The 26862-nt window shown below is 70.4% G+C and carries 31 protein-coding genes and 1 riboswitch; of the genes, 19 read left to right on the top strand and 12 right to left on the bottom strand.

Annotated elements, in window-relative coordinates; translation table 11 throughout:
- Positions 1-82: 82 nt before the first annotated feature.
- The 5 genes from ACIRU3_RS28255 (at position 83) to rocD (ending at position 3996) form a co-directional block, all read left to right on the top strand.
- The gene (locus ACIRU3_RS28255; RefSeq protein WP_404061708.1) at positions 83-1033 is read left to right on the top strand and encodes a cytochrome c oxidase assembly protein; all 951 of its coding nucleotides are present in this window, start codon (positions 83-85) and stop codon (positions 1031-1033) included.
- A 71-nt stretch (positions 1034-1104) separates the two neighbouring features.
- Complete coding sequence (locus ACIRU3_RS28250; protein ID WP_101372805.1) at positions 1105-1272, top strand: hypothetical protein; 168 nt, start codon at positions 1105-1107, stop codon at positions 1270-1272.
- 38 nt (positions 1273-1310) lie between these two features.
- A complete protein-coding gene (locus ACIRU3_RS28245) occupies positions 1311-1796 on the top strand; it encodes an Lrp/AsnC family transcriptional regulator (protein WP_404061705.1) in 486 nt (161 codons plus the stop codon).
- A gap of 164 nt (positions 1797-1960) precedes the next feature.
- Positions 1961-2770 (top strand): dimethylargininase, encoded by an 810-nt coding sequence (ddaH, locus tag ACIRU3_RS28240; protein ID WP_404061702.1) that lies wholly within the window; start codon positions 1961-1963, stop codon positions 2768-2770.
- Positions 2770-3996: an ornithine--oxo-acid transaminase gene (rocD, locus tag ACIRU3_RS28235; protein WP_404061699.1), complete on the top strand. Its 1227-nt coding sequence runs from the start codon at positions 2770-2772 to the stop codon at positions 3994-3996. The genes ddaH and rocD overlap by 1 nt, the downstream gene beginning before the upstream one ends.
- A 53-nt stretch (positions 3997-4049) precedes the next feature.
- On the opposite strand, the gene ACIRU3_RS28230 is transcribed toward rocD, so the two are convergent.
- A complete protein-coding gene (locus ACIRU3_RS28230; protein WP_404061697.1) occupies positions 4050-4688 on the bottom strand; it encodes a DUF305 domain-containing protein in 639 nt (212 codons plus the stop codon).
- 81 nt (positions 4689-4769) lie between these two features.
- Entirely contained in the window at positions 4770-5171 is a 402-nt protein-coding gene (locus tag ACIRU3_RS28225; RefSeq protein WP_404061694.1) for a DUF6153 family protein, read from the bottom strand.
- Between the two features lie 195 nt (positions 5172-5366).
- On the opposite strand from ACIRU3_RS28225, the gene ACIRU3_RS28220 reads away from it, so the two are divergent.
- From ACIRU3_RS28220 to ACIRU3_RS28190, 7 genes are all read left to right on the top strand, one after another.
- Positions 5367-6938 (top strand): cellulose binding domain-containing protein, encoded by a 1572-nt coding sequence (locus ACIRU3_RS28220; RefSeq protein WP_404061691.1) that lies wholly within the window; start codon positions 5367-5369, stop codon positions 6936-6938.
- Between the two features lie 665 nt (positions 6939-7603).
- Positions 7604-8179 (top strand): hypothetical protein, encoded by a 576-nt coding sequence (locus tag ACIRU3_RS28215; RefSeq protein WP_404061688.1) that lies wholly within the window; start codon positions 7604-7606, stop codon positions 8177-8179.
- On the top strand, positions 8176-9339 hold the full coding sequence (locus ACIRU3_RS28210) for a hypothetical protein (RefSeq protein WP_404061686.1): 1164 nt from the start codon (positions 8176-8178) through the stop codon (positions 9337-9339). The genes ACIRU3_RS28215 and ACIRU3_RS28210 overlap by 4 nt, the downstream gene beginning before the upstream one ends.
- Before the next feature lie 79 nt (positions 9340-9418).
- Positions 9419-10525 carry an MAB_1171c family putative transporter gene (locus ACIRU3_RS28205; RefSeq protein WP_404061683.1) on the top strand — a complete coding sequence of 369 codons (1107 nt, stop codon included), beginning with the start codon at positions 9419-9421 and terminating at the stop codon, positions 10523-10525.
- A gap of 62 nt (positions 10526-10587) precedes the next feature.
- The gene (locus tag ACIRU3_RS28200) at positions 10588-12033 is read left to right on the top strand and encodes an FAD-dependent oxidoreductase (protein ID WP_404061680.1); all 1446 of its coding nucleotides are present in this window, start codon (positions 10588-10590) and stop codon (positions 12031-12033) included.
- Between the two features lie 344 nt (positions 12034-12377).
- Positions 12378-13097: a lysophospholipid acyltransferase family protein gene (locus ACIRU3_RS28195; RefSeq protein WP_404061678.1), complete on the top strand. Its 720-nt coding sequence runs from the start codon at positions 12378-12380 to the stop codon at positions 13095-13097.
- Positions 13098-13155: 58 nt separating this feature from the next.
- Entirely contained in the window at positions 13156-14181 is a 1026-nt protein-coding gene (locus ACIRU3_RS28190; RefSeq protein ID WP_404061675.1) for an NAD-dependent epimerase/dehydratase family protein, read from the top strand.
- A 51-nt stretch (positions 14182-14232) separates the two neighbouring features.
- Here the strand turns inward: ACIRU3_RS28190 and ACIRU3_RS28185 are convergent, their stop codons facing one another.
- From ACIRU3_RS28185 to ACIRU3_RS28150, 8 genes are all read right to left on the bottom strand, one after another.
- The gene (locus tag ACIRU3_RS28185; protein ID WP_404061672.1) at positions 14233-15828 is read right to left on the bottom strand and encodes an alpha/beta hydrolase; all 1596 of its coding nucleotides are present in this window, start codon (positions 15826-15828) and stop codon (positions 14233-14235) included.
- A 115-nt stretch (positions 15829-15943) separates the two neighbouring features.
- Positions 15944-16726, bottom strand: coding sequence for an urease accessory protein UreD (locus ACIRU3_RS28180; protein WP_404061670.1), 783 nt, complete (start codon positions 16724-16726; stop codon positions 15944-15946).
- Positions 16723-17400, bottom strand: a complete 678-nt coding sequence (gene ureG, locus ACIRU3_RS28175; RefSeq protein ID WP_404061667.1) for an urease accessory protein UreG — start codon at positions 17398-17400, stop codon at positions 16723-16725. The genes ACIRU3_RS28180 and ureG overlap by 4 nt, the downstream gene beginning before the upstream one ends.
- Before the next feature lie 15 nt (positions 17401-17415).
- Positions 17416-18090, bottom strand: coding sequence for an urease accessory protein UreF (locus tag ACIRU3_RS28170; RefSeq protein ID WP_404061664.1), 675 nt, complete (start codon positions 18088-18090; stop codon positions 17416-17418).
- Complete coding sequence (locus ACIRU3_RS28165) at positions 18090-19811, bottom strand: urease subunit alpha (protein ID WP_404061662.1); 1722 nt, start codon at positions 19809-19811, stop codon at positions 18090-18092. The genes ACIRU3_RS28170 and ACIRU3_RS28165 overlap by 1 nt, the downstream gene beginning before the upstream one ends.
- Complete coding sequence (locus tag ACIRU3_RS28160) at positions 19804-20115, bottom strand: urease subunit beta (protein ID WP_404061659.1); 312 nt, start codon at positions 20113-20115, stop codon at positions 19804-19806. The genes ACIRU3_RS28165 and ACIRU3_RS28160 overlap by 8 nt, the downstream gene beginning before the upstream one ends.
- 11 nt (positions 20116-20126) lie before the next feature.
- Complete coding sequence (locus ACIRU3_RS28155; protein WP_404061656.1) at positions 20127-20429, bottom strand: urease subunit gamma; 303 nt, start codon at positions 20427-20429, stop codon at positions 20127-20129.
- Between the two features lie 222 nt (positions 20430-20651).
- Complete coding sequence (locus tag ACIRU3_RS28150) at positions 20652-20930, bottom strand: type II toxin-antitoxin system Phd/YefM family antitoxin (RefSeq protein WP_404061653.1); 279 nt, start codon at positions 20928-20930, stop codon at positions 20652-20654.
- A gap of 84 nt (positions 20931-21014) precedes the next feature.
- Between ACIRU3_RS28150 and ACIRU3_RS28145 the strand changes: the two genes are divergently transcribed.
- The 3 genes from ACIRU3_RS28145 (at position 21015) to ACIRU3_RS28135 (ending at position 23006) form a co-directional block, all read left to right on the top strand.
- Positions 21015-21650, top strand: coding sequence for an ATP-dependent Clp protease proteolytic subunit (locus ACIRU3_RS28145; protein WP_404061650.1), 636 nt, complete (start codon positions 21015-21017; stop codon positions 21648-21650).
- A 7-nt stretch (positions 21651-21657) separates the two neighbouring features.
- Positions 21658-21966 (top strand): hypothetical protein, encoded by a 309-nt coding sequence (locus tag ACIRU3_RS28140; protein ID WP_404061648.1) that lies wholly within the window; start codon positions 21658-21660, stop codon positions 21964-21966.
- A 433-nt stretch (positions 21967-22399) separates the two neighbouring features.
- A riboswitch (cyclic di-AMP (ydaO/yuaA leader) is annotated at positions 22400-22530 on the top strand.
- 2 nt (positions 22531-22532) lie between these two features.
- Positions 22533-23006: a C40 family peptidase gene (locus ACIRU3_RS28135; protein ID WP_404061645.1), complete on the top strand. Its 474-nt coding sequence runs from the start codon at positions 22533-22535 to the stop codon at positions 23004-23006.
- A gap of 7 nt (positions 23007-23013) precedes the next feature.
- Here ACIRU3_RS28135 and ACIRU3_RS28130 read toward each other — a convergent pair whose 3' ends face one another.
- Positions 23014-23631 (bottom strand): LysE family translocator, encoded by a 618-nt coding sequence (locus ACIRU3_RS28130; protein ID WP_404061643.1) that lies wholly within the window; start codon positions 23629-23631, stop codon positions 23014-23016.
- Between the two features lie 83 nt (positions 23632-23714).
- Here ACIRU3_RS28130 and ACIRU3_RS28125 point away from each other — a divergent pair, with 83 nt between their 5' ends.
- Positions 23715-24653: a LysR family transcriptional regulator gene (locus ACIRU3_RS28125; protein ID WP_404061640.1), complete on the top strand. Its 939-nt coding sequence runs from the start codon at positions 23715-23717 to the stop codon at positions 24651-24653.
- Positions 24654-24675: 22 nt separating this feature from the next.
- The gene (locus ACIRU3_RS28120) at positions 24676-25044 is read left to right on the top strand and encodes a hypothetical protein (protein ID WP_404061638.1); all 369 of its coding nucleotides are present in this window, start codon (positions 24676-24678) and stop codon (positions 25042-25044) included.
- Here ACIRU3_RS28120 and ACIRU3_RS28115 read toward each other — a convergent pair.
- Positions 25041-25496, bottom strand: coding sequence for an ATP-binding protein (locus ACIRU3_RS28115; RefSeq protein WP_404061635.1), 456 nt, complete (start codon positions 25494-25496; stop codon positions 25041-25043). The genes ACIRU3_RS28120 and ACIRU3_RS28115 overlap by 4 nt on opposite strands.
- A 212-nt stretch (positions 25497-25708) precedes the next feature.
- Between ACIRU3_RS28115 and ACIRU3_RS28110 the strand changes: the two genes are divergently transcribed.
- Together ACIRU3_RS28110 and ACIRU3_RS28105 are read left to right on the top strand one after the other, a co-directional pair.
- Positions 25709-26569, top strand: a complete 861-nt coding sequence (locus ACIRU3_RS28110; RefSeq protein ID WP_404061632.1) for a helix-turn-helix domain-containing protein — start codon at positions 25709-25711, stop codon at positions 26567-26569.
- A 9-nt stretch (positions 26570-26578) separates the two neighbouring features.
- A complete protein-coding gene (locus tag ACIRU3_RS28105) occupies positions 26579-26803 on the top strand; it encodes a DUF397 domain-containing protein (RefSeq protein WP_404061629.1) in 225 nt (74 codons plus the stop codon).
- The last annotated feature ends 59 nt before the right edge of the window (positions 26804-26862 follow it).

Genomic DNA, 26862 nt, shown 5'->3' with positions numbered 1-26862 from the left:
CCGGTCGCAGCCGTGACCGGGGGCGGTTCTACTCTTGGGGGCGGACAGACGCGTACAACCCCCACGAATCAGGAGCCGGCGGATGGATCACAGCGGGCACGGCATGACGATGGATCTGCCGCCGTTCACGCTGGGAAGGGGGCTCCAGTGGTCGCCGGATCCGTTCTTTCTCGTCGCCTGTCTGCTCGGACTCGGCCTGTACGGCTGGGGTGTGGTGCGGCTGCGCCGGCGCGGGGACCGCTGGCCCGTGTCCCGTACGGTGTCGTACGTCCTCGGCGTGCTGACCATCGCGCTGGTGATGTGCACCAAGCTGAACGACTACGGCATGGTCATGTTCAGCGTGCACATGGTGCAGCACATGGTGATCAGCATGCTGTCACCGATCCTGATCCTGCTCGGCGCCCCGGTGACGCTGGCGCTGCGCGCGCTGCCGGTGGCCGGCAAGGGCCGCAAGGGGCCGCGTGAACTGCTGCTGGCGCTGCTGCACAGCCGCTACATGCAGATCATCACCCACCCGGTGTTCACGATCCCGCTGTTCATCGCGAGCCTGTACGCGCTGTACTTCACGCCGCTGTTCGACTTCCTGATGGGGTCGAGGACCGGGCACGTCGCGATGATGGTGCACTTCCTGGCCGTGGGTGTCGTGTTCTTCTGGCCGATCATCGGCGTGGACCCCGGGCCGCACCGGCCCGGTCATCTGATGCGGATGCTGGAGCTGTTCGCGGGCATGCCCTTCCACGCGTTCTTCGGCATCGCGCTGATGATGGCGTCGACGCCGATGGTGGAGACGTTCCAGAACCCGCCCGGCTCGCTCGGCATCGACGCGCTCTCCGACCAGAACGCGGCCGGCGGCATCGCCTGGGCGTTCAGCGAGATCCCGTCCGTGCTGGTGCTGATCGCCCTGCTGTTCCAGTGGTACGGCTCCGAGCAGCGGCAGGCCAAGCGCAAGGACCGGGCCGCCGACCGGGACGGCGACAAGGAGCTGGAGGCGTACAACGCCTATCTGGCCTCGCTCCACGCGCGCGAGGGCTGAGTACGCGGTATCCCGTCCGGGCGGAAATCGAGGCACCATGGTCAAGGACGGACCATGAGGAGGGTGTCGCGATGCCCGGTTCCACGAACGGTTCCACCAAGGCGATGGGGGCGATGACCGTCGGCGGGCTCGTCGTCGTGACGGCCTACACGGTCGCCCTCGGCAGCAACGGCTGGCTGTGGTTCGGATGGGTGGTGCTGGGGCTGCTGACACTCGCCATGGTCGTCACCCAGTCCTAGGTTCCCGCTGGGCGGGCATGGCTGATTACAGTGCCCGCATGAACAGCAGGACCGCGTCCTTCGACGACCTCGACCGGAAGATCATCACGGCGCTGATGGCGAACGCCAGGACCAGCTTCGCCGAGATCGGCGGGGCGATCGGGCTGTCGTCCACCGCGGTCAAGCGGCGCGTGGACCGGCTGCGGGAGACCGGTGTGATCACCGGGTTCACGGCGACCGTGCAGCCTTCCGCGCTCGGCTGGCGCACCGAGGCGTACGTCGAGGTGTACTGCGAGGGAGCGGCCCCGCCGCGGCGCCTGGCCGAGGTGGTGCGCAACCACCCGGAGATCACGGCGGCCATGACCGTGACCGGCGGCGCGGACGCGCTGCTGCACGTACGCGCGCGGGATGTGGAGCACTTCGAGGAGGTACTGGAGCGCATCCGCGCCGAACCGTTCATCCGGAAGACGATCAGCGTGATGGTGCTGTCCCACCTCCTCCCGGAAAGCCCGGAAGCAGGCGCCACCCACGCCGCACCCGAATGATCGCGGCACAAACCTCGGCGGGCGCACGTCTCATGCGTTTTCCCCGTTGAGAACGCAGCGATCCTGCGCATGCGCGCAGCTTTCGTTGCTTGTCGTTCCTCTCCGTCACTTCTTACCGTGGTGTCACCCCTCAGTGACACACAGGAAAGCGGAGGAAACCCTCTGTGCCCGAAAGCCGTGTGCCGCGCCCTCGGCGCTTCCTCGTCTGCGAACCCAGACACTTCGCCGTGCACTACGCGATCAATCCCTGGATGCATCCCGACACAGCCGTCGACGTCGATCTGGCCCAGGAGCAGTGGCAGGCGCTGATGCATGCCTACCGCGCCCACGGCCACACCGTCGAGGCGGTCGAGCCGGTCCCGGGTCTGCCCGACATGGTCTTCGCCGCGAACGCGGCGTTCGTGGTCGGCGGCCGGGTCTTCGGCTCTCTGTTCCACGCCGCGCAGCGGCGCCCCGAGTCGGACCACTACGACACCTGGTTCAAGGCGGCGGGCTACGACGTCTACCGCCCCGAGGCGGTGACCGAGGGCGAGGGAGACCTGGTGTGGACGGGCCGTTATGTGCTGGCCGGCACCGGATTCCGCACCACCCGCGAGGCCCACCGCGAGGCGCAGGAGTTCCTGGGCCATCCGGTGATCGGCCTGACCCTGGTGGACCCGTACTTCTACCACCTGGACACGGCGCTGTTCGTCCTCGACGAGGACAACATCGCCTACTACCCCGAGGCCTTCTCCCCGGGCAGCCGGGAAGTGCTCAAGCGCCTGTACCCCGACGCCGTGCTCGCCACCCGCGACGACGCGATGGCCTTCGGCCTGAACTCCGTGTCCGACGGCCGGCACGTCTTCATCGCCCCGAAGGCCGAGGCACTGGCCGAACGCCTGACCGACCACGGCTACACCCCCGTCCCCGTCGACCTGTCGGAGTTCCACAAGGCCGGCGGCGGCATCAAATGCTGCACCCAGGAGATCCGCTGATGACCGCACCCGCGCACGCCCGTACGTCCGCCGACCTGATCAAGGCGGAGGAGCCGGTCCTCGCGCACAACTACCACCCTCTGCCCGTGGTCGTCGCCCGGGCCGAGGGCACCTGGGTGGAGGACGTCGGGGGCCGCCGCTACCTCGACATGCTGGCCGGCTACTCGGCCCTCAACTTCGGCCACCGGCACCCGGCTCTGATCGAGGCCGCGCACCGCCAGCTCGACCGGCTCACCCTCACCTCCCGCGCCTTCCACAACGACCGGCTCGCCGAGTTCGCCGAGCGGCTCGCGGCGCTGACCGGGCTCGACATGGTGCTGCCGATGAACACCGGCGCCGAGGCGGTGGAGAGCGGCATCAAGGTGGCGCGCAAGTGGGCGTACGACGTGAAGGGCGTCCCGGCCGACCGGGCCACGATCGTGGTGGCGGCGGAGAACTTCCACGGCCGTACGACGACGATCGTCAGCTTCTCCACCGACGAGACGGCCCGGGCGGGCTTCGGCCCCTTCACGCCCGGATTCCGGGTCGTGCCGTACAACGACCTGGCCGCACTGGAGGCGGCGGTCGACGAGACGACGGCGGCGGTCCTGCTCGAGCCCATCCAGGGCGAGGCCGGTGTCGTCATCCCGGACGACGGCTATCTGGCCGGCGTCCGTGAGCTGACGCGCCGCAAGGGCTGCCTGTTCATCGCGGACGAGATCCAGTCGGGCCTCGGCCGCACCGGCCGCACGCTCGCCGTGGAGCACGAGGCCGTCGTCCCGGACGTGCTGCTGCTCGGCAAGGCGCTCGGCGGCGGCATCGTGCCCGTGTCGGCGGTGGTGGCCCGGCGCGAGGTGCTGGGTGTACTGCACCCGGGCGAGCACGGCTCCACGTTCGGCGGCAACCCGCTGGCCGCGGCGGTCGGCACGGCAGTGGTCGAGCTGCTGGAGACCGGCGACTTCCAGCGCCGGGCGGCCGCGTCGGGCCAGATCCTGCACGATGGCCTGACCGAGCTGGTCGGCCGGGGCGTGACCGGTTTCCGCGCGCGTGGACTGTGGGCGGGCGTCGACGTCGACCCGGCCATCGGTACCGGCCGGGAGATCAGTGAGCGTCTGATGCACGAGGGCATCCTGGTCAAGGACACGCACGGCTCCACGATCCGGCTGGCGCCGCCGCTGACCATCACGGCGGAGGAACTGCGCTCCGCGCTGGGCGCACTGGAGAAGGTGCTCGGCGAGGCCGGCTGAGGCAGGGGCGAGGGGGGCCGTCGGCGTTCGGCCGGCGGCCCCTGCTCGCTCGGTCAGCTGTCGGTCTTGCCGCTCTCGCCGAGGAGCTTGTTCATCTCCTCGATCTCGGCGGTCTGCGCGCCGACGATGTCGTCGGCCATGCCCTTGGCGGGACCGTAGCGGCCCTTGGTCTTCTCCGTGGTGGCCGTCTCGACGGCGCCCCGGTGGTGCTGGACCATCAGGGACAGGAACTTCGTGTCGAAGTCCTTGCCGGTGGCCTTCTCCAGGGCTGTCATGTCGCCGTCGCTCATCATCCCGGCCTTGCCGGACATCCCGGCGTGGCCGGAGTGGTCCATGCCGGCCATGGGCACCTGCTCGCCCCAGGCCTTCAGCCAGCCGGTCATGGTGCGGATCTCCGGGTCCTGTCCCTTCTCGATGCGGGCGGCGAGGTCCTTCACCCGGGCCGAGATGGCCCGGCCGTCGGCGAGCCGGGCCATCTCCAGGGCCTGCTGGTGGTGCGGGATCATGCCCTGGGCGAAGGCGACGTCCTGTGCGTTGTGGGCGGTGGAGTCGGCGGTGGCGGGCGTGCTCGGGCTCGCCTGGGTGCCGTGGGCCGGGTGAGCACCGCTGCCGCCGCAGGCGGCGAGGACGACGGAGGCGAAGCCGGTCGCCGCGACGAGGGCGGCACGGCGCGTCAGGGTACGGGTGGTCATGCGGGAACTCCTGCTGTTCGAAAGATGTCTTCGGGCACGCGTGTGAGCACGACCGCGGTGCGTACGCGGTCGTCGCGGCCTCTAGATCCGCAGGAGTTGGAGTTCCGCCAGGGAGGGTGGTGCGCGGGCTCCGTCCGGCGGCCTGACGGCACCCGGGCGGAGGGCCGCGGCCGGCGCCGGGGCGGTCACGGGGCAAGGAACCAGAGCGGACAGCTCGGGACCGCCGTTGACCGCACCGGACGCGCAGGTGGGATCGGCGTGGTGCGTCCGATGGCCACCGCAGTGACCGTCGCCGCCGGGACAGTCGTCCGCGGCGGTGACCATGACGGTCATGTGCGCGCCCCGGACATGCTCCGCATGCCCCGTCCCGCCGCCGGGCGCAAGAGCGTGCATGCCCAGCAGCCCGGCCAGCACCGCCAGCACGAACAGCGCGCGAAACCGCCGCCGGGGCGGTTGCTCGGGGTGCTGTCCGGTGCTGCGCATCGGGGACATCGTATGGGGCTCGGCCGCTGATCGAGCGGGGGCCCGCCGATGGGGGGCGCGCGGGCCGGCCGAGAACCCGGGCCCTTGACGCGGACCCAGTGAATCGATATGTACATGCCATCCCTTTGGTATGGACCAATCCTGTGCAGCCTCGCGCGTCGACCCGGCGCTCTCCCCCCTTGTGGAGGCAGCAACATGCGAAGACCACCGGCACTCCTGGCTCTGCTCCTCGCCGCTCTGCTCCTGGTCCTGGCCCCACCGTCCGCGACCGCCGCGGGCTCGGCCACGGCCTCCTTCTCGAAGACCTCGGCCTGGGACGGCGGCTACCAGGGCGCGTACACCGTCACCAACGGCGGCAGCACGACCCTGTCCGGCTGGACCGTCGAGTTCGACCTGCCCTCAGGCACCACGGTCGGCTCGTACTGGGACGCGCTGCTCACCCGGAACGGCAGCCACTACACGTTCAAGAACCGCGAGTACAACGGCTCGCTGGCGCCCGGAGCCGGCGCCACCTTCGGATGGGTGTCGAGCGGCACCGGCACACCGGCGAACTGCCGGCTCGACGGGGCCTCCTGCACCGGTGGTTCCGGCGGCGGCGACACGACACCGCCCGGTGTGCCGGGCGGTGTGACCGTGGGCTCCGCGTCCGGCTCCTCGCTGACCGTGCGGTGGACGGCCGCCACCGACGACTCCGGATCCGTCGCGGGCTACGAGGTCTCGCGCGACGGCGGCACGCCCGTCACCGTGACCGGCACCTCGTACACCGCCACAGGACTGCAGTCGAGCACGAGTTACTCGTTCCGCGTGCGGGCCCGGGACGCCGCGGGCAACGTCTCCGCCTACGGCACGGCCGTCAGTGGTACGACCTCCTCCGGAGGCACCCCGCCGAGCAGCGGCGTGCGCACCGCTCCGTACCTCGACATGGGCGCGTGGCCCACCCCGAGCATGCCCGACATGGCCTCCGCGAGCGGGCTCAAGAGCTACACCATGGCCTTTGTCACCGCCTCCGGCTGCAAGGCGATGTGGTTCAACGCCTATGACCCGCGGAACGGTTGGGCCAAGGACCAGATCGATGCGATCCGGGCGAACGGCGGGGACGTGAAGGTCTCCTTCGGCGGAGCGTCCGGCATCGAACTGGCCCAGGCCTGCGGCTCGGTGGACTCCTTGTACGCCGAGTACGACGCGGTCGTGAAGGCGTACGACCTGACCTACGTCGACTTCGACATCGAGGGCGCGGCCGTCGCCGACCCGGCCTCGATCAGCCGCCGGTCCCAGGCCCTCACGCGCCTGCAACAGGCCCACCCGGGGCTGCGGATCTCCCTCACGCTCCCGGTGCTCCCGGAGGGCCTGACCTCGGACGGCCTGAACGTGGTCAAGGCGGCGCGGGACGCCGGCGTCGATCTCGACCTCGTGAACATCATGGCCATGGACTACTACAGAAGCGTCGACTACGGCGACGCGGCCCTCCAGGCCGCGCAGAGCACCTTCACCCAGCTGCAGTCGCTCTACCCGGGCAGGACCGACGCCCAGATCTGGGCGATGACCGGTGTGACACCGATGCTCGGCCAGAACGACGACGGCCACGTGTACGACCAGTCCGACGCCCGGCAACTGGTCGCCTTCGCGCAGGGCAGACATCTCGGGGAGCTGGCGTTCTGGGAGGCGACCCGGGACCGCAACGCCTGCACCGGCGCCCTGTACCAGTGCACGAACATCCCTCAGTCCCCCTACGAGTTCGCGAAGATCTTCGCGGCTTACACGGGCTGACACGCGCCAGCTGTCGGCTGCGTCCGCTCGCCCGTGCCATGCGCTTGCGGCCCGGGCGAGCCGGCCGGGCCGGGGCGGGTCGGGCCGCACCGGTCGTCCACCACGGCACTGCCCATCAGTTGGTCCTGGACGGAGGCACTGCCAGCCCTCCGACTACGAGAACGGATGGTTCGATCACCCTGTGTGGTGATCCTGCCGCCTGGCGGCGCACGACGCCGGCCGAGCCTGCGAACCCAGGCCGAAGATCCTGACACCGCTGACCGATCGAGGCCGGATCCCGATACCCTCGCGTCAGTCCCGCCCCTGATCAAGCGATGCGCCCAGGAGAATGCTCGGTGGCAGCAGACGATGCATACGCAAGACCGGCCGGAACCCTGGAGCGCATCCCCCGTGCCTCCGGACGCTCCGAGTTGTTCGACGTGCTCGACACCGTCAGCGGGCCATGGCCGTCACCCGGCCCGGCAACCCCGGCACGGACAGCGGCGGCCCGGGCCAAGTGGGGCGTGTGCCGTGATCTCTGAGCCTGCCGCGGCCCTGTGCCCTGCGCACTCCGCCGCGTTATTCGCCGCCCTTCGGAATCCTGCTGCAGCCTGCGCTTCGACGCCGTCCCCGAGCCGCAAGGACGGACGATGACTCCTCTGACCCGGCTTCGCCAGTGGCAGAGGTTGCGCAAGCGCGACAGGGAGATGCGTCAGTTCGCCGAGACGCTCATCGGTCCTGTCCGGGAGCGGCTGAGCGATGCCGGCATGGACGACGCGTCAGCCACACAGGCCCTGTCGGATCCCGAGGCCCTGTTCGAAGCCTTGATCGAGTCCGCCAGACAGTGGCGCGGCGAGCGCAGGCTCGAAGTGCACAGAGTGCACATCCCACGCGAGTTCAAAGCCACGGGGATGTGGCTGGAGCGAGCGAACCAGGACGACGTGATCATCGAGCAGGACGCCGAGAGCTGGCATCAGGCGCAGATCCTCGGCCACGAGCTGTGGCACATGCGGCAGAACGACGGCTTCACACCAGAGCAGTTGGCGGCGGGGGCCTGCGACGCTCTGGGGTCGGGGCATGTGCACGGCGGCCAGCCGGCCGCCGCCCGTTCTCGTTTCGACGAGGACCCCGAGAAGGAAGCCGAGCTGTTCGGGATACGGATCGGACAGGAGATGCGGGCGCTGATGGAGCGGGACGTGATCACCGGCGAGACGGCCCGCCGCATCGCAGATGCTCTCAACTATCGGGGGAACCGGAAATGAGCGGGGCGATCAACTACACAAGCTGCGGCCTGCTGTGGCTCGGGCTCCTGGTGAAGCTGCCGGACCTGATCCGGCACCGGAGCGAGCCCTCCGTCCGCGCCATCAACGCGGTGCTGGCGTTTGCGTCACTGTGCTTCCTCTTCGGTGCCCCGAGTTCGGTCGGGGTGATCAACCGGGTCGGCGGCGTGGCCAACCTGGCAGCCCCGTTGACCTACGCTTCGATCACCGCCTACAGCGCGGCACTGTTGATCCTCATCGCCTGCTGGCGGGGCGGCCCCTCTGCGCGCCGGACGACACGGAGCTGGATCTACGGGTACACAGCTGTTCTGGCCGGAATCGCAGCCCTGTTCGCTCTGGGGGACGCCGCAAAGGAGCGGCGCACCGACTTCGACACGTACTACGCGACGACGCCCTGGATCGCCGAGATGGTGGTTCTGTATCTGGTCGCGCATTTGACGGCCGTGACGGTCAGTGCCGTCTGGTCGCTGCGCTGGGGCTTCGAGACGGAGGTGCGCAAGCGCCCCTGGCTGCGGGCCAGTCTGCTGACGATCGGTGCCGGCACGGTCATCAGCTCCGGGTACAGCATCTCCAAGCTGGTCGCCGTCGTCGCGCGCTGGTCCGGGCGGAACTGGGACGTCCTCGGGACCTCCGTGCCGCCCCTGTGCGCCGGACTGGGTGCGCTGCTGACCGCGGTAGGGGTCCTGCTCCCCATGGCGGGCCACCACTTTGCCGCGTGGCGTGACTTCTTCCGCCTGGAGCCCCTCGACGCCGTGCTGGATCCGGTGCTCAAGAACCGTGCTCTGCGTGTCGAGCGGCCGCGCTCCCCGTTCCTGTGGGGCACCTGGCGCCGGAGCACCATCCTCAACGGCCTGCACGCGATCGAGACGCTCTTCGACGAGAGACTCTTCGACGAAGTCCGCGAGCAGGAAGTGGCGAGGACGGGCGACCGGGAGAGAGCCACGTGTGCCGCATGGGCCGCCACCATCACGGCAGCCGTGCAGCGAAGCACCCGGCCCGTGCTCGAGCCGGCCGGCGCGTCGGCCCGGCTGTCACACCCGCGGGACTCCGAGACCTTGGTCCTGATCGCCGATGCGGTCAGGAGATCCGAGCGTGAGGCACGAGCCACCGCACCCAGCCCGGCCAGGGCTGGATCGGTGTGACCGCGGATCCTGCTGCACCACTCCCCCCACAGCCAGCGGACCTGAACGGAGTCCCCGACAGATGAGTCTTGTCGTGTATATGGCAGCTTTTCTCCTGGCCCTGGCCGCCATACTGCTCCGCCGACCACGCACGACTCCTCGTTCACCGCTGACCGTCGCCACCCGGGCCACCGCGTTCATCGCCGCCGTGTGCTTCTTCTGGTCCGCTCCGGTGACGCTCGCCGCGGTCAACCACGCCACCGGCATCCCCAACGTGGGCGCGCCGCTGACCTACAGCTCGATCTCGGCCTTCAGCTGCTCCCTGATCATCCTGCTGATCCAGTGGAGAGGCGGCCCCAAGGAGCGGATACGGCGCATGGTCCGGATGACCGTTGTGGTCTACGGGACGCTCATCATCGCCATCGTCGCGCTGTTCAGCCTCGCGGACGCCCGCACGGAGCGACTCACCGACCTGGACACGTATTACGCAAACACCCCGTACATGCGGGAGATGATCGCTCTTTACCTGATGGGGCATCTGACGAGCACCATCATCCTGAGCGCTGTCTGTCTGAAGTGGGCACGCGACGAAGTCACGGGCCTCCTCCGCGTCGGCCTCCGGCTGATCCTCGCCGGTCTCCTGCTCGATGCCCTCGGATTCACCCTCACCAAGGTCACCGCGGTCGTCGCACGCTGGCTCGGATACGACCTGGACGTCCTGTCGACCACCGTCGCACCGCCCGCCGCCGCCCTCGGCGGCCTGATCTACTCCGCCGGATTCGTCCTCCCACGTCTCGGATCGGCCGCCGCCGCAGAGCGGCAGAGCCTGGCCGCCTACCGCGCGCTGCAGCCCCTGTGGTCGGCGGTGAAGGACGTGGCGACGGCACCGAAGGCGGAACCGACCTGGTGGCAGCTCTGGTGGCAGCTGCCGAGCAGTCGTCTCTATCTGCTCGAAGCCAACATCCGCGACGCCCTGCTGCAGCTGACGGCGCACTGCGACCAACGGGTCGGCCACTCGACGTACGCGGCCGCGGTGGAGCGTGGCGAGCGCCACGAGAGGGCGCGCATCGCCTCGGAGGAGGCGATGATCATTGACGGCATCCGGCGTGCGTCGGGCAAGGGCGACGGCCCTGCCGATCCGCCGGAGAAGTTCCGCATCACCATCGATCTGGTCGAGCTGGCGAACACCGTGCACCGCCTCCACTAGGCGGCACCGGAGCAGGTGAGCACCCAGTCAAGTCATCGCATGACCGCTACAAGGAGAGCCAGTTGTCGCAAAGAGCTGTCGTGATCGGAGCCGGTACGGCCGGGCTGCTGGCCGCAGCGGCGTTGTCCCTCGCCGAACCCACGGTGCAGGTCCTCCTTCTGGAGAAGGACGAGCTTGCGGAGGGACCCGAGAACCGGCGTGGCGTTCCCCAAGGCCGGCATGCCCACCTGCTCATGGCAGGCGGTCTGGGCGCCATGGAGACTCTGTTCCCGGTGAGTGTGCGCGACCGTCTCCTGGAGGCCGGGGCACACGAGATCGCACTCGGCCACGGAATGCTGGCCCTCACTCCGGAGAGCGGCTGGTTCCACCGCTGGCGGTGGAACGGCCCGCACATGATCACCTGCACACGTGCCCTGCTGGACTGGGTGCTCCGTCAGGCCTTGCTGGACTCCTGTTCCCGCGTCTCGGTCCATCAGGCCACGGTGGAGGGGCTTCTCGGCACCGCTCAGCGTGTCCGCGGTGTCCGCATCGGCGGAGCCGACCACCCTCTGGGTCCCGAGCTGGAAGCGGACCTCGTCGTCGACGCGAGCGGTCGGGGTTCGGGCAGCCTGAAGTGGCTCGACAGCATAGGCATCACCGGCGTCGAAGAGAGGAAGATCGATCCCGGCCTCACCAATGCCACCCGGATCTACCGCATGCCGGCGGGTGCCGAATCGTTCCCGCTGACCTTGGTGCAGTCGAATCCCTACAACGGCCGGCCCGGCCGGAGCGCCATGGTGCTCCCGATCGAGGGCAACCGGTGGATGGTCAGCGCAGCCGGCACCCGAGGCGCGGAACCTCCCCAGGATCCACAGGGATTCCTCGAGTACGCCCTCAACCTGCCGCACCCGATCGTCGGCCACCTCATCTCCGGCGCGGAACCTCTCAGCGATGTGGTGGTCAACCGTGGCCGCAGCACCAGCAACGCTCGCCGGTACTTCGAGAAGTCGACGCAGTGGCCCGAGCGGCTCATCGCGCTCGGCGACGCGTTGGCGACCTTCAACCCCGCCTATGGGCAGGGCATGTCGGTGGCAGCCCTCGGCGCCCAGGTGCTGGCCCGAGAGCTGCGGCAGAGCGGCCTCGCCGGCCCCGGCCTGTCCCGGCGCGTTCTTCGCGGTGCGGCCCGCCACGTCGACACGGCGTGGGCCACCGCCGTCGGAATGGACGTCCTGTACCCGGGCGTACGCGGTGGCGAGCCGAGGTTCGCCGACCGGCTCGCCGCCTGGTACACGCGTCGGCTGACCAACGCGGCGACCGGCTCCTTCGATGCGGCGGCATCGCTGTGGGACGTCACGAGCCTCACGGCACCTCCGACGCGAGTGCTGCGGCCGAAGGCCCTGCTGGCGACCCTGACCGGGCCTCTCCTCCCCCGCACGTCCGAGCCTCCCCTGGAGCCGTCGGAGCGGGAGGTCCTCGACCGGCTCAGGAAGGCATCCGACGAGTCGGGCACGTCCCGGGCCCGCCCGTAGCCGTCCGTCCGCCTACGCGCGTCTCCAGGGGCGCCTGCGCGCCCGCCGGGCGCGCGCATCCGGGACGGGCGCCGGACACGGCCTGCGGCGCCGGACCCAGGACCGGCGGCGTCACCCTCGGAGACACGGATCGCACAAGGCCGTCACACCGGGCGGACGCGTGCGGTGACCGGGAAGCGGACAGTGGCCACCGAAAGGCGGCAAAGTCTACGACGTGTCAGCACTAGCCCGACCGATCACGGTTGCAGATGATGGCAGATGCATGTGCGTCGACAACCCGACGCATGCCCTTGGCTTGGGGAAACGCCAGTTCGAAGCCGACCTGACGGAGTGAGGAACGAGCCGTGTTCTACTACCTGCTCAAGTATGTGCTGCTGGGCCCCCTGCTCAGGCTGGTCTTCCGCCCCCGGATCGAGGGGCTGGAGAACGTGCCGGCGTCGGGGCCGGCGATCGTCGCCGGGAACCATCTGTCCTTCTCGGACCACTTCCTGATGCCGGCGATCCTGAAGCGGCGCATCACCTTCCTCGCCAAGGCGGAGTACTTCACCGGGCCCGGCCTCAAGGGGCGTCTCACCGCGTTCTTCTTCCGCAGCGCGGGGCAGATCCCGGTGGACCGCTCCGGCAAGGACGCGGGACAGGCCGCGATCCGCGAGGGGCTCGGAGTGCTGAGCAAGGACGAGCTGCTGGGCATCTACCCGGAGGGGACCCGCTCGCACGACGGCCGGCTCTACAAGGGCAAGGTGGGCGTCGCCGTCATGGCGCTGAAGGCGGGGGTGCCGGTGGTGCCCTGCGCGATGATCGGCACCTTCGAGGCGCAGCCGCCCGGCAAGGTCATTCCGAACATCCACCCGGTCGTCATCCGTTTCGGCAAGCCGCTCGACTTCTCCCGCTACGCCGGCATGGAGAACGAGAAGGCCATCCTGCGGGCCATCACCGACGAGATCATGTACGCGATCCTCTCACTGTCCGAACAGGAGTACGTCGACCAGTACGCGGCCGTCGTCAAGGCGGAGCAGGCTGCCGAGAAGAAGGAACGCAAGTTCCCCCGGGCACCCCTCGGGTGACCTCTGCCCTCGGCAGAACGGCTTCGGAACGGAAGGGCCGCGCACCTAGGCTCGCCGCATGAAACGGGCTGTGGTGATCGGGGCGAGTGGGCAGATCGGCCGTCCGGCGGTGCGGGCGCTGGCACGGGACGGCTGGGAGGTGACGGCCGCCTCGCGAGGCGGCGGCCGGGACGAGTCGTGGGGCGAGGAGGTGCGGGCGGTCCGGCTGGACCGTTCCGACGACGCAGCGCTCGCGGCCGTGGTGGGCGACGGCTGTGACCTGGTGGTCGACATGGTCGCGTACGACGCCGGACACGCACGCCAGTTGACGGCGCTCTCCGGCCGGATCGGCTCCGCGGTGGTCGTCTCCAGCGTGTCGGTGTACGAGGACGGCAAGGGGCGGGGCTTCGACACCCAGCACGAGCCCGACGGCTTCCCCGCGTACCCGGTGCCGGTCGCGGAGGCCCAGCCGACGGTCGCGCCGGGCGAGGCCACCTACAGCACCCGCAAGGCAGCCCTGGAGCGTGAACTGATCGCGGCGGGAGGGACGTTGCCGACGACCGTGTTGCGGGCGGGCGCGGTGCACGGCCCGCACAGTCCGCTCCCGCGCGAGCTGTACTTCGTGAAGCGGCATCTGGACGGGCGAGGCGGGCGGGTGCTCGCGTACCGCGGGGAGAGCCGGTTCCATCCGGCGAGCGCCCTGAACATCGCCGAACTGATCCGGCTGGCGGCCGCCCGGCCCGGATGCCGGGTGCTCAACGCCTGTGATCCACAGGCGCCGACGGTGGCCGGGATCGGGGCGGCGATCGACACGGTCATGGGCATGGAGACGGAGACGACGCTCCTGGACGGGCCGCCCGCCGGTTCCGTGGGCCTGACCCCCTGGTCGGTGCCGCTGCCATCCGTCTTCGACATGTCGGCCGCCGGGCGGGAGCTGGGCTACCGGCCGGTGGTCTCGTACGCGGACAGCCTGCCTCGCACGGTGGAGTGGCTGACGGACAGGCTCCACGGCCGGGACTGGCGGGAGTGCTTTCCGCTGCTGGCGCGGGCCTATCCCGACCTCTTCGACTACGCGGCCGAGGACGCCTGGCGAACGGGCGCATGACGAAGGGGCGGCCGGAGACTCCGGCCGCCCCTCGTCGCCCTACCGCAGTGCTTACGGCTTGGGCGTCGCGTGCGGCGCGCAGGTCACGTCGGACCCGTCCAGCTTGCCCGTGAGCAGGTAGGAGTCGACCCGCTCGTTGATGCACGGGTTGACCAGGCCGGTCACACCGTGCGAGCCCGCGCCCTTCTCGGTGATCAGGCGGGAGCCCTTGAAACGCTTGTGCAGTTCGACGGCGCCCGGGTACGGGGTCGCCGCGTCACGCGTGGACTGCACGATCAGCACCGGCGGCAGGCCGCGGTGCGTCTTGACGTCCAGCGGGGTCACCTGCTTCGTCGGCCAGGTGGCGCAAGGCAGGTTCATCCAGGCGTTGGCCCAGGTCATGAACGGGTAGTCCTTGTTGAGCCGGGTGTTGTCCCGGTCCCACTTCCGCCAGCTGGTGGGCCACTTGGCGTCGGCGCACTCGACGGCGGTGTAGACGGCGTTGCCGTTCTCCGCGCTGATGTTGCCGGCCGTGTCCGACAGGTCGGGGGCGGCCGCGTCGACGAGCGCCTTGGTGTCACCGGCGACGTACTTGCTGAACACCGAGGCGACCGGCACCCACGAGGAGTCGTAGTACGGGGCGCTCTGGAAGAAGGAGATCAGCTCGGCCGGGCCGACGATTCCGCCGATGGGGTTCTTCTTGGCGGTGGCGCGCAGCTCGAGCCACTTGGCCTGGACGGCGGCGCGGGTGGTGCCGAGGTGGAAGGCGGCGTCGTTCGCGGCGACCCAGTCCTCCCAGTCCTTCCAGCGGCCCTCGAAGGCGATGTCCTGGTTCAGGTTGGCCTGGTACCAGATGTTCTCGCGCGCCGGGTCGACCACGCTGTCCACGATCATGCGGCGCAGGTGGCCCGGGAAGAGGGTGCCGTAGACGGCGCCGAGGTAGGTGCCGTAGGAGACGCCCAGGTAGTTGAGCTTCTTCTCGCCCAGCGCGGCACGGATGACGTCCAGGTCGCGCGCGGTGTTCGGCGTGGTCATGTGGGGCAGCATGGCGCCGCTGCGTTCGGCGCAGCCCTCCGCGTACTCGCGGGCGAGCTTGCGCTGCGCGGTCTTGTCGGCCTCGCTGCCCGGCACCGGGTCGGCCTTGGGCGCCTTGACGAACTCCTGCGGGTCGATGCAGGAGATCGGCGCCGAGTGGCCGACGCCGCGCGGGTCGAAGCCCACGAAGTCGTAGGACTTGGCGACGTTGGCCCAGATGGCGTTCTTGTTGGTGATCCGGGTCGGGAAGCGCAGGCCGGAGCCGCCGGGGCCGCCCGGGTTGTAGACGAGGGCGCCCTGACGCTCCTTCTTCGTCCCGGTGTTGCCGATGCGGTCGACGGCGAGCTTGATCTGCTTGCCGTACGGCTTGGCGTAGTCGCGCGGCACGGAGACCCAGCCGCACTGGATGGGCTTCGCCAGTCCCCAGTCGGCCGGGCAGTCCTGCCAGTCGATGCCGGCCTTGGCGGCGCGCGCGGCGGCGATCTCGGCGCCCCGGGCCTCGCGGTCCCGTCCGTGGCGGCTGTCGGCGCTGGCCGCGGGAGCCGACACCGCGCCGGCGATCAGGGTCGCGGTGACGAGCGCGCCGGCGGAACCGAACGCCAGCAGGCGGCTCTTCGGTCTGATGTCCCTCAAGTGGGCCCCTCCCCCTACACATCTCTACAAGTGGTCAGGCGGGGATCCTCTCGGCTGTGAGCCGTCTGAGAACAGGGGGCACAGACCTTTCTTTACCAATCCGATAAACGGATGATTACGTCCCGCTGAGCGGAGCAGCCCGATCGAGGAGGGCCAGCGCGTCGTCCAACAGCCGTCGCAGCGCCAGCGCATCGGGGGCCACGGCACTGACGAGTGCCGCGGGACCGACGAGCGGCACCAGTGCGGCGCACTCCCCCAGCATCCGGGCGGCGGGCGGCTGCTGGACGAATTCGGGCCGTATGACGACCAGTTGGCCCACCGACCGGTGCCCGGCGAGCACGGCGGGCCCGTCCCAGCCGCCCGGCGCGCCGGTCCCGCAGGACAGCTCCTGGTCCAGCACGGTCCGGCCCGCGACCCGCACCGTGAGCCGGCTGGTGAGCCGCCCGGGTTCCTCGCCGGCCCGGCCGAGCACCTGCTCCTCGCGCAGCACGAGCCGTGCTGCGGCGCCGAGTTCCGCCCGGGTGGTGACATGCAGGTCGCTGCCGCGGGCCGAGATCAACTGCTCGGGCAGCCAGCGTAGTTCGCCGCCGTCGGCCACGTCGAGCCGTACGTCGTAACGGGCCTCGCCCTTGGCCTGCCCCGGCAGCGCGATGGTGGCGGCGGCCGACCCGACGTGCAGCCGGGCACCCTCCTCCACCCGCGCGTCCACCGCGAAGCGGTCACCGCCGAGCGGGCCGCTCATCGCGCCGACGAGCATCACACGCGCCTCGCCGCCGCTCGCCCGGGTGCGGCGCAGCGCCAGCGGGCCGTCGCCGTCCAGCACGGGCAGGGCCGTCCCGCCGCGTCCGTCGGCGCGGGCGACGATGCGCGCGTTCGCCCGGACTCCGGTCGCCGTCATGCCGCCCACGCGGCGAGCCGCCCCCGCACCCAGGCGGCCACGTCCGCGACGCCGCTCTCGGCGCGCAACGACTGGAGGACGACGGGGAGTTCGGCCCGCTGCTCCTTGGCGTCGGCGGCCATCCGGGCGAGGTCGGAGCCGACGTACGGCGCGAGGTCGGTCTTGTTGACGACGAGCAGGTCGGCGGTGGTGACGCCGGGCCCGCCCTTGCGCGGGATGTCGTCGCCGCCGGCGACGTCGATCACGAAGATCTGCGCGTCCACGAGCCCCCTGGAGAAGGTGGCGGTGAGGTTGTCCCCGCCGGACTCGACGAGGATCAGGTCCAGCGGACCGACCCCGTCCTCCAGGTCCTCCACGGCTTCGAGGTTGGCGGAGATGTCGTCGCGGATCGCGGTGTGCGGGCAGGCGCCGGTCTCCACGGCCGTGATCCGCTCGGGCGGCAGCACGGCCTCCCGGAGCAGGAACTCGGCGTCCTCACGGGTGTAGATGTCGTTGGTGACGACGGCCAGGGACAGCTCGTCGCGCAGCGCCCGGCAGAGCGCGGCGACGGTAGCGGTCTTCCCGGACCCGACGGGCCCGCCGAGCCCGATGCGCAGCGCACGCCGGGTTCCGTCGGGGCGGTGGGCGTCGGCACTGACGGCGGAGGGGCCGTGGTGGGTGTGGTCGAGGTGCATGTACGACTCCAGTTCCTATGATGCGAACAGGCGCACGGGCCAGGCCGCGTGCCACTCCGCGCCGACCTCCAACAGCGGCCCTGACGCGGCGGGCAAGGCATCGACACCCTCGTCGAGCACCCTCCGCGCGGCCTCCACGGCCGCGTCCGCGACACGGTCCAGCTCGGGTGCCAGCCGTGCCAGCACCCCCGTCGCGTCGAACGGGTCAAGGCTCAGCAGACGCACCGTGGCGGTCGCCGGCCCGCTCACGTTCTCGTACACCGAGCAGTACGCCGCGTCCACGGGGCCCAGCCCGGCCGCACGGGCGGCGAGGCCGAGCACCACCGGCTGGTGCGCTCCCTTGGGGAACTCTCGTGCCAGGGCGTCCAGTTCGGCCGATGGCCAGCTCGCCCGCGCGGCCCGCATCAGCTGCCTGCCGAGCCTGCGCGCGGCGGCCCGCAGGGCGGGCGAAGGGGTACGGGCGTCTGCCGCCGCGTCCAGTTCGCGGGGTTCGGCGCCCAGTGCGGCGGCGGCCGCCAGCGCCCCCGCGACCAGCCCGGCGGTGTGCAGCCGCCCCCGGCAGAAGTCCTCCAGGCCCGCGGCGCAGGTGATCCGTCCGGCCTTGACGGCGGCCTCCGCCCCGCCGGAGTGCGCGTGCCCTCCGGCGGGGAATCGGCCGTCGGCCAGGACGAGCAGTGCTCCCCTGGCCATCAGAAGAGGAAGTAGCGCTGGGCCATGGGCAGTTCGGCGGCCGGGGCCGCCTCGACCAGCTCGCCGTCGATGTGCACGGCGAAGCTGTCCGGGTCGACCCGTACCCGGGGACGGGCGTCGTTCTCCCGCATGTCCGCCTTGGTCACCCCGCGCGTCGACTCGATGGCGACGAAACGCTTGCCCAGCTGCAGCCGCTCGGGCAGCCCGTCCTCGATGGCCAGCGGTGCCACGAAGTTGACCGAGTTGGCCGCCGGCGCCCGACCGATCGCCCCGTACATCGGCCGGGGCAGGATCGGCTGCGGAGTCGGGATGGAGGCGTTGGCGTCACCCATCTGTGCGTACGCGATCTGGCCGCCCTTGATGACGAGGTGCGGTTTCACCCCGAAGAACGCGGGCTCCCACAGCACCAGGTCGGCGAGCTTGCCGGTCTCGACGGAGCCGATCTCGCGGGCGAGGCCCTGGGCGAGCGCCGGGTTGATCGTGTACTTGGCGACGTAGCGACGTACCCGCCGGTTGTCGGCCCGCCCGTCGCCGGGCAGCGCACCCCGGCGCCGCTTCATCACGTGCGCGGTCTGCCAGGTACGCAGGACGACCTCGCCCACGCGGCCCATGGCCTGGGAGTCGGAGGAGATGATCGAGATCGCGCCGAGGTCGTGGAGGACGTCCTCCGCGCCGATGGTGGACGGCCGGATCCGGGACTCGGCGAAGGCCAGATCCTCCGGGACCGCCGGGTTCAGGTGGTGGCACACCATCAGCATGTCGAGGTGTTCCTCGGCGGTGTTGACGGTGTACGGCCGGGTCGGATTGGTCGAGCTGGGCAGCACGTGCGGCTCGGAGACCACGGTCATGATGTCCGGCGCATGCCCGCCGCCGGCACCCTCGGTGTGGTACGCGTGAATGCCGCGGCCGCCGATCGCGGCGAGGGTGTCGCCGACGAAACCGGCCTCGTTGAGGGTGTCCGTATGGATGGCGACCTGGATGCCGGTGCGTTCGGCGACGGTCAGGGACGCGTCGATGACGGCAGGGGTGGAACCCCAGTCCTCGTGCAGCTTCAGACCCAGGGCGCCGCCGCGGATCTGGGAGAGCATCGCCTCGTGCGACACGGTGTTGCCCTTGCCGAGGAAGCCGATGTTGAGGGGGTACTGCTCCATCGCCTCCAGCATCCGGGCCAGGTGCCAGGGGCCGGGCGTCACGGTGGTCGCCTTGGAGCCCTCGGCGGGTCCGGTGCCGCCGCCGACCAGCGTGGTGATGCCGGCGGAGAGCGCCTCGTCGGCGATCTGCGGGCAGATGAAGTGGACGTGCGCGTCGACGGCGCCGGCCGTGAGGATCCGTCCGTTGCCGGCGATGACCTCGGTCTCGGGGCCGATCACCAGGTCGGGGTGGACGCCGTCCATGGTGTCGGGGTTGCCCGCCTTGCCGATGCCGGTGATCCGTCCGTCGCGGATGCCGACGTCGGCCTTGACGATGCCCCAGTGGTCGACGATGACCGCACCGGTGACGACGGTGTCGGGGGTTCCTTGGGCACGCGTGGCACGCGACTGGCCCATGGACTCACGGATGACCTTGCCACCGCCGAAAACCGCCTCGTCGCCGGCGAGTCCGGGGCCGCCGGACCGGTCCTCCTCGATCTCGATCAGCAGGTCGGTGTCGGCGAGCCGGATGCGGTCGCCGGTGGTGGGGCCGAACAGGTCGGCGTAGGCGGCGCGGGAGATCTCAGGCATCGAGGGCACCGCCGGTCTCCCCGCGCAGTCCGGGCACGATCCGGGCGCCGGTGAGGGGCACGAGTTCGACGGCGACGGGGATTCCGGGCTCGAAGCGTACGGCGGTACCGGCGGCGACGTTCAGCCGCTTGCCGTGTGCCGCTGCCCGGTCGAACTCCAGGCCGGGGTTGGCCTCGGCGAAGTGGTAGTGGGAGCCGACCTGGACAGGCCGGTCGGCGGCGTTGAGCACGGTCAGCCGAGTGACCTCACGGCCCTCGTTGCAGACGATCGGGCCCTCCGCGAGAAGAACCTCTCCGGGAATCATCGCGGGCGCCCTCAGACGATCGGCTCGTGGACGGTGACGAGCTTGGTGCCGTCCGGGAAGGTGGCCTCGACCTGGACGTCGTGGATCATCTCGGAGATCCCGTCCATGACATCGTCCCTGGTGAGGAGCTTGCGGCCGGAGGACATCAGTTCGGCGACGGTACGGCCGTCACGCGCGCCCTCCAGGATGTGCGACGTGATGAGGGCGACCGCTTCCGGGTGGTTGAGCCTGAGCCCACGGGCCCTGCGCTTCTCGGCCACGTCGGCCGCCACATGGATCAGCAGCCTCTCTTGCTCGTGCGGGGTCAGTTGCACGTCCCACCTCACAGTCCTTGCTCCGGACCGTGCGGGGTCCGGTTGCCGCAGCCACCACGACGGGATAGGTGTAACACACAGACAAAATTGCCCCGATGGTGATCAATCCGAGCAGAAGAACCCCTGATGGCGTGGATCGGCAGGCTAGTTCGCCGGAGTTTCAGCGACGTTAACCAGCCCTTGATCAACGTATGACTGCGCGGTGGGCCCGCTCATACCCGACTACGAGGCGCCGGGCGCCCGATGCTCCGCCGCGATGCCGAAGCGCTGCCGGTCCCGGGCCGCGGGCGTGACCTCACGAACCCCGGACACCGAGCTGACCACCTGCTCCTCGGCCGGCTCGTCCAGAGCGTCGAGCCGCTCCAGGTCGGCGGCCGAGACCAGCGCGACCAGCGGCTTGCCGTGCCGCGTCACAACGACGCGCTCACCGCCGTACACCACCCGGTTGATCAGGTCCGCGAGCTCAGCCCTGGCTTGGGTCACCGGAATCTCATAGGCCATGCACCCATCATAACGTGACGTACGTCCTGTACATTTTTTACAGAAGAGGCCGCCGTAGGCCCTGTCGCGAGGAGGGGTATGCCCATGACCCGATCGTCCGCCCGCCACGTCCTGCCCGAGTTCACCGAGCGCACCGGCACGGGCCATCGCACGCTCGACCCCTACTCGAAGCTGTTCGAGAACCGGATCGTCTTCCTGGGGACACCGCTCGACGACACGGCGGCGACCGACGTGATCACTCAGTTCATGCACCTCGAACACGCAGCCCCGGACCGGGACATCACGCTGTACCTCAACTGCCCGGGCGGCTCGTTCGGCGCGATGACGGCGGTCTACGACACGATGCGCTACGTCAGCTGCGACGTGGAGACCTACTGCCTGGGCCAGGCCGCCTCGACCGCCGCGGTGCTGCTCACGGCCGGTACACCGGGCAAGCGGTTCACCCTGCCCGGCGCGCGTATGGTGCTGACGCAGCCCGCACTGCCCGAGCCGGTCCAGGGACAGCCGAGCGATCTCGCCATCCAGGCGGAGGAGTTGGCCCGGACGAGCACCCTGATGGAGGACATGCTCGCCCGGCACACCGGGCGCACCGCGGAGCAGGTCCACCAGGACCTGGAGCGGGACCTGGTGCTGGACGCGCCGGGCGCACTGGCCTACGGCCTGGTGGATGCCGTCGTCCCGAGCCGCAGGACCGCCCACGGCACCGGGCACGCGGGCTGAGCCGCAGATGCTGCCACCGGAGCTGCCGCCGCTGCCCGCACTGACGCGCGCCGAGGGCGAGTTGATCGATCGCTATCTGGAGACGGTCGACCTGCTGGGCCGGATCAACCCGGCGCAGTACGGGGACACCTATCGCGGGCTGCGCGCGGCGCAGGCCCTGGTGCGCAAGGCGGCCGAACTGCGCGACGCGCTCGCTCTGATGCACCAGCGGGGCGAGACGGAGCTGCACGGGGACACGCTCGCACAGGCTCTGCGGGTGCTGGACGGCGAGCGCCGTACCGCTCGCGTCGCGCTCCCGCCGGACTGCGTCGGCTGACCCGGACGCGCGTCCGGCCCGGCGGGAGCCAGGTGTCGACACCCCGTCCGGGCCGGAGTTGAAACGGCCCGAACGGTGTACCCCCGGCCGGCGTATCTTCGGATTTTTTTCCGGGCTTCCCGACTTGCGCAGCGTGCGGGTTCCGGGCCCGCGCGGAAGTGCTCCGCCCCAGGTCCGGGGCTACGTACGGGATCTGACGGCAACTCGAACAGAGCAGTGTCCACCCGAACGGGTGAGTGGTGAGTAACACCACAAACTCCCGATTCCGTTGGGATTTTCCGACTGCTGTGAGTGAAGATCCCTGACTGACGACAAGCCCCCGCCACAGCGGCGGGGCGATCCGGGCGGACGCCGAGTCCTGCCGCCGCCCGGATGACCGGTCGACAGGAGTGGATCGGCAGGAGTGGAGGACCCGAGCAAGACGGGTCGCCGGGACGAACGTTCGTCGCAGACGGACGGTCGTGCCGAGCAGCCCTTGGGGTGAAGCCGCGGCAACGCGGCCGGGCAACTTCGCCAGCCCGAATCCGACAGGTCATCCTTCACAGGCGGCTGACGAAGGGTTGCGCATGACTGCGCTCAATCGTGTCCCGTCGATGATGGCCCGGGCCGGTACGGCCTCGGCACTCACCCTCGCCGCCGTGGGCGGCTCGATCGCGGTCCCGGGCCTTGCCACCGAGGCCTCGGCCGCCACCATAGGGACCAAGGCACTCCAGATCGCGGCCTCCAAGAAGGGCGCCCCGTACGCGTGGGGAGCCACCGGGCCGCGCAGGTTCGACTGCTCGGGGCTGACGCTCTACTCGTTCAAGAAGGCGGGCAAGAAGCTGCCGCGTACGGCAGCCCAGCAGTACAACAAGACGCACCACATCTCGGCCAGGAGCCGCAAGGCCGGCGACCTGGTGTTCTTCCACTCGGGTTCCAGCGTCTACCACGTCGGCATCTACGCCGGTAAGGGAAAGATCTGGCACGCCCCGCGGACCGGAGCCGTGGTGCGGCTGGAGAAGATCTGGACCAGGACCGTCTGGTACGGCCGGGTCAGCTGATCCGGAGTCAGCTCAGGAGCGGCTCCAGCAGCAGAGCCGCTCCGAGAGCCGTCAGCGCCACCCCGGTGCCGGCCTGCAGCATGCGGGCGGCCCGGGGACGGCGCAGCCACCTGCCGAGCCGGTCCACCAACAGGGCCACCGCCTGGAACCACACCAGCGCCAGCACACAGACGATCAGCGCGAGCAGCAGCGTCCTGGGCAGGGCGGAGCCGCCCGCCGGCACGAACTGGGGCAGCAGGCTCAGGAACGTCAGCGAGGCCTTCGGGTTGAGGACGTTGGTGACGAAGCCCTGCCGGAGCGGGTGCGCGGCCGACCGCACCGTCTCGGCGGAGCCGGTTGCGGGCTGCCGCAGCGACCAGAGGGTCCGCACACCGAGCTGCAACACATAGGCACCGCCCAGCAACTGCAGCGCGCGGAAGAGCGCCGGGACGGCGACCAGCACGGCCGCGACTCCGGCCACCGCCAGTGTGGTGTGCACCAGGAGGCCGCCCGCGATCCCGAGCCCGCAGACCGCGCCGGCCCGGCGGGAGACCAGGGCGTTGCGTACGACCACCGTGAAGTCGGCGCCCGGCATGGCGACCAGACCGGCGGCGATCGCGGTGAAGGCGATGAGCTGTCCGTCCATACGGCCAGCGTGCACGGAGACTGCCTTCAACAGGTATTTCGAATGGGCATGGTCTGCCTTAAGCAGTGCTTTAGGCTGCCACCATGTACGACCCCACCAGGCTGGCCGCACTCGTCGCCGTGGCGGAGGCGGGCTCCATCACCCGGGCCGCCGACCGGCTCGGCTACACACCGCCCGCCCTCTCCCAGCAACTGGCCAAGCTGGAGCGGGAGGCGGGCACGGCGCTGCTGGTACGGCATCACCGCGGGGCCCGGCTGACCGAGGCGGGCGAACTGCTGGTGGCGCGGGCCCGCCGGGTGCTGGACGAGCTGGAGCAGGCCCGGCACGAACTGGCTCGGCTGACGGGCCTGTCGGGCGGGGTGCTGCGGCTCGGCACGTTCCCGACCGCGGGCGTCCATCTGCTGCCGCCGGCGCTGAGCGCGTTCCGCCGGGCGCATCCCGATGTCCGGCTGTCGGTCGCCGACTACGACCCGCCTGCCGGGGTCGCGGCGGTGGCGGCCGGTGAGGTGGACCTGGCGCTGACCCACGCCTACCACCCGGGTGAGGCCGCTCCCGTGCCGGCCTCGGTGGGTCTGGAGCCGGTCCTCGTGGAGGAGCTGGTGCTGGTGACGGCCCCGGGCCATGCGCTGAGCAGCGTCCCGTCCCGGCTGTCGTTGGAGCAGCTGGCCGGGCAGCCGCTGATCAGCATGGCCCCGCATCATCCGGCCCGGCGGGAGGTGGAGGCGCTGCTCGCCGCGGCGGGTGCCACCGCGGCGCTGCTGGTGCCGACCCCGGGGTACGCCGTCGTGTGCGCACTGGTCAGTGCCGGGCTGGGGGTGGCCGTCGTACCGGAGATGGTGGCGCGGACCGCGGTCACTCCGGTCGGGGTACGGCCGATGGAGGCGGGACGGCTGAGCCGCACGATCTCGGTCGCGTTCCGGGCCGACGAGGTCGCTCCTGCGGCGGAGGCGTTCCGGGCCCTGCTGCACGGGGCGTTCGGCCGGGCGCGGCAGGCTCAGGTGCAGCAGCACCCCTCCTTGTGAACCGGCGTCGGCCGGGCGGGGGTTGACTACGCTGTCACCATGGCGACGACGACGGACACCGAGCTGGTGGTCGGCCTGCGGGCCGGTCGATGGCGACGCCGGACGACTTCTGGGACGCCGTCATGGAGCCCTGCGGGCCGCGAAGTGGTTCGGCAGGAATACGGAGGCCTGGCGGGACACCATCAGGACCCGGGGCATCTCCGAGGTCGTCGACAGCTACGACATGCTCGGCGTCCATGTGGACAAGCCGGCAGTCTTCGCCGCGCGGAACCGCGAGGCGCGGGCGCTGAGAAGCGCGTTCGCGGGCCCGCAGTCACGCCTGGTCGTGCATGTGCGGGACGGCGACCCGGCGTCGTCGCACGGCAGGCGGGAGTCCGACGACAGAGCCTAGAGTTCCGGCTGTCCCGCTACGACCGGCTCGGCCGGGATGCTCCAGGGCAGTTCGATGGAGACCGTCTTGCCGCCCTCGCGCGTGGGGCGGACACGGAGTTTGCCACCGCACTCGGCGGTGAGCCAGCGGATGATGACCATGCCGCGCCCGTTGTCCTGCTGGACGGCGGCGGGCAGTCTCTTCGGAAAGCGCGGATGACTGTCCGTGACACCGATGCGCAGATGTTCGTCACGGTGCAGCGCGATGTCGACCGTGAAGGTGGGTGACTGACCGAAGGTGTGCTGCACGGCGTTGGTGGCGAGTTCGGAGACGATGAGCCGGACGGTGTCGGCCACCTCGGTGTCCGACGGCAGGCCCCATTCCACGAGGGTGCCCACCACGTAGGACCGGGCCGCGGAGACCGAGGCGGGATCGCTCGGCAGAGTGACGGATGCTTCCAGATGGTCTGCCATGGCGACGTCGTCCCTTTCCCACGGGACCGCAGTCCGACGAGGAGCGGATGGTTCGAGTACGGTCCCGGACTGGTGCTTCTTCGCCAGACTGCCATCACCGGGCCGGTCAGGGGAGCGATCCACCAGGATATGCATATATCTGTCGCTCAAAGCGGTGAACTCTGCGACGAGAGACCGTATTTGGGCGGCCCGGAAGGAGTAAGGAGTTCCCCATGCAGAACGGTCCCGCGGTGCGGCGCCGCAAACTGGGCGCCGAACTGCGCGCGCTGCGTACCGGGGCGGGGCTCACCAGCGGTGAGGCGGCCCGTCTCGTGGGCTGGCACCAGTCGAAGGTGAGCCGCATCGAGACCGGCGCCAGCGGGGTGAAACCGGCCGATGTGCGGTTACTCCTCGACGCCTACGGGGTGCGGAACGGCCAACTGCGTGAGTTGCTGCTGATGTTGGCGGGGTCCGAGGAGGCGGGCGGCCGCAGCCGGTGGTGGCACGCCTACCGCGGGATCCTGCCGTCCACCTACCGCGATTTCATCAGCCTGGAGTCGCAGGCGAGCGGGATGCGCACCCTGGAGACCACGGTCGTGCCCGGCCTTCTGCAGACGCCCGAGTACGCCCGCGCGGTGACCCGGGCGGCCCTGGAGGGAGTGGACGAGGAGCGGCTGGACGCGCTGGTGGAGGTGCGGCTGGCCAGGCAGGACGTACTGCGCTCCGATCCGCCGCTGGAGCTGAGCGCCGTACTGGACGAGGCGGTGCTCAGGCGCGAGATCGGCGGGCCGGAGGTGATGACGCGGCAGCTGGAACGGCTGGTCGAGGCCGGCCGCCTGCCCCAAGTGCGGCTCCAGGTACTGCCGTTCGCCGCGGGAGCGCATGTCGGCCTCACGGGGCCTTTCGTTATCTTCTCATTTCCGAGCACTTCTGATCTGGATGTGGTTGTTCTCGACCAGTTGACGAGTAGCCTCTATCTGGAACGGAAAGAAGACCTCAAGGCCTACCTGGAGGCCTTCAACACCCTTCGGATCCACGCCCTTTCACCCGAGGACTCGTTGGATTACATCGCCGGAATAGGTGACGGCGCGTAAGGAGGCACCATGTCAGCACTGCCTCGGAACGTCCCTGCCAGTACCGATCTGCACGATGCGCGATGGCTGCGCAGCAGCTACAGCACGGGAGCGAACAACTGCGTGGAGACGGCCCGGCCGCGCTGCGGCCCCTGGGCCGGGCTGCTCGCCGTGCGCGACTCCAAGAAGCCGGCCGGACCCGCGCTGCTCTTCTCCCCCGGGAGCTGGGCGGGTTTCGTGACCGCGCTCCGATGATCCCCGCGCAACCTCAACCCACCGACTCCTACTGATCAGATCCGATCACTTTCGAGCGA

Origin of the sequence: Streptomyces sp. NPDC101151 (assembly GCF_044768335.1) — a bacterium.
In the GTDB taxonomy this organism is placed as follows: domain Bacteria; phylum Actinomycetota; class Actinomycetes; order Streptomycetales; family Streptomycetaceae; genus Streptomyces.
Note: the sequence above shows the minus strand (reverse complement) of the source record. Positions and strands in the feature narration are given on the sequence as shown.

Excerpts from the sequence above, each read along its gene's own strand:
- ACIRU3_RS28135 (WP_404061645.1), top strand. The coding sequence starts at position 22,533 with ATGACTGCGCTCAATCGTGTCCCGTCGATGATGGCCCGGGCCGGTACG.
- ACIRU3_RS28225 (WP_404061694.1), bottom strand. The coding sequence starts at position 5,171 with ATGCGCAGCACCGGACAGCACCCCGAGCAACCGCCCCGGCGGCGGTTT.
- rocD (WP_404061699.1), top strand. The coding sequence starts at position 2,770 with ATGACCGCACCCGCGCACGCCCGTACGTCCGCCGACCTGATCAAGGCG.
- ACIRU3_RS28170 (WP_404061664.1), bottom strand. The coding sequence starts at position 18,090 with ATGGCCAGGGGAGCACTGCTCGTCCTGGCCGACGGCCGATTCCCCGCC.
- ACIRU3_RS28130 (WP_404061643.1), bottom strand. The coding sequence starts at position 23,631 with ATGGACGGACAGCTCATCGCCTTCACCGCGATCGCCGCCGGTCTGGTC.
- ACIRU3_RS28105 (WP_404061629.1), top strand. The coding sequence starts at position 26,579 with ATGTCAGCACTGCCTCGGAACGTCCCTGCCAGTACCGATCTGCACGAT.
- ACIRU3_RS28210 (WP_404061686.1), top strand. The coding sequence starts at position 8,176 with ATGAGCGGGGCGATCAACTACACAAGCTGCGGCCTGCTGTGGCTCGGG.
- ACIRU3_RS28150 (WP_404061653.1), bottom strand. The coding sequence starts at position 20,930 with ATGGCCTATGAGATTCCGGTGACCCAAGCCAGGGCTGAGCTCGCGGAC.
- ACIRU3_RS28140 (WP_404061648.1), top strand. The coding sequence starts at position 21,658 with ATGCTGCCACCGGAGCTGCCGCCGCTGCCCGCACTGACGCGCGCCGAG.
- ACIRU3_RS28180 (WP_404061670.1), bottom strand. The coding sequence starts at position 16,726 with ATGACGGCGACCGGAGTCCGGGCGAACGCGCGCATCGTCGCCCGCGCC.
- ACIRU3_RS28245 (WP_404061705.1), top strand. The coding sequence starts at position 1,311 with ATGAACAGCAGGACCGCGTCCTTCGACGACCTCGACCGGAAGATCATC.
- ACIRU3_RS28115 (WP_404061635.1), bottom strand. The coding sequence starts at position 25,496 with ATGGCAGACCATCTGGAAGCATCCGTCACTCTGCCGAGCGATCCCGCC.
- ACIRU3_RS28165 (WP_404061662.1), bottom strand. The coding sequence starts at position 19,811 with ATGCCTGAGATCTCCCGCGCCGCCTACGCCGACCTGTTCGGCCCCACC.
- ACIRU3_RS28125 (WP_404061640.1), top strand. The coding sequence starts at position 23,715 with ATGTACGACCCCACCAGGCTGGCCGCACTCGTCGCCGTGGCGGAGGCG.
- ACIRU3_RS28110 (WP_404061632.1), top strand. The coding sequence starts at position 25,709 with ATGCAGAACGGTCCCGCGGTGCGGCGCCGCAAACTGGGCGCCGAACTG.
- ACIRU3_RS28205 (WP_404061683.1), top strand. The coding sequence starts at position 9,419 with ATGGCAGCTTTTCTCCTGGCCCTGGCCGCCATACTGCTCCGCCGACCA.
- ACIRU3_RS28145 (WP_404061650.1), top strand. The coding sequence starts at position 21,015 with ATGACCCGATCGTCCGCCCGCCACGTCCTGCCCGAGTTCACCGAGCGC.
- ACIRU3_RS28250 (WP_101372805.1), top strand. The coding sequence starts at position 1,105 with ATGCCCGGTTCCACGAACGGTTCCACCAAGGCGATGGGGGCGATGACC.
- ACIRU3_RS28190 (WP_404061675.1), top strand. The coding sequence starts at position 13,156 with ATGAAACGGGCTGTGGTGATCGGGGCGAGTGGGCAGATCGGCCGTCCG.
- ACIRU3_RS28255 (WP_404061708.1), top strand. The coding sequence starts at position 83 with ATGGATCACAGCGGGCACGGCATGACGATGGATCTGCCGCCGTTCACG.
- ACIRU3_RS28220 (WP_404061691.1), top strand. The coding sequence starts at position 5,367 with ATGCGAAGACCACCGGCACTCCTGGCTCTGCTCCTCGCCGCTCTGCTC.
- ACIRU3_RS28230 (WP_404061697.1), bottom strand. The coding sequence starts at position 4,688 with ATGACCACCCGTACCCTGACGCGCCGTGCCGCCCTCGTCGCGGCGACC.
- ureG (WP_404061667.1), bottom strand. The coding sequence starts at position 17,400 with ATGCACCTCGACCACACCCACCACGGCCCCTCCGCCGTCAGTGCCGAC.
- ACIRU3_RS28160 (WP_404061659.1), bottom strand. The coding sequence starts at position 20,115 with ATGATTCCCGGAGAGGTTCTTCTCGCGGAGGGCCCGATCGTCTGCAAC.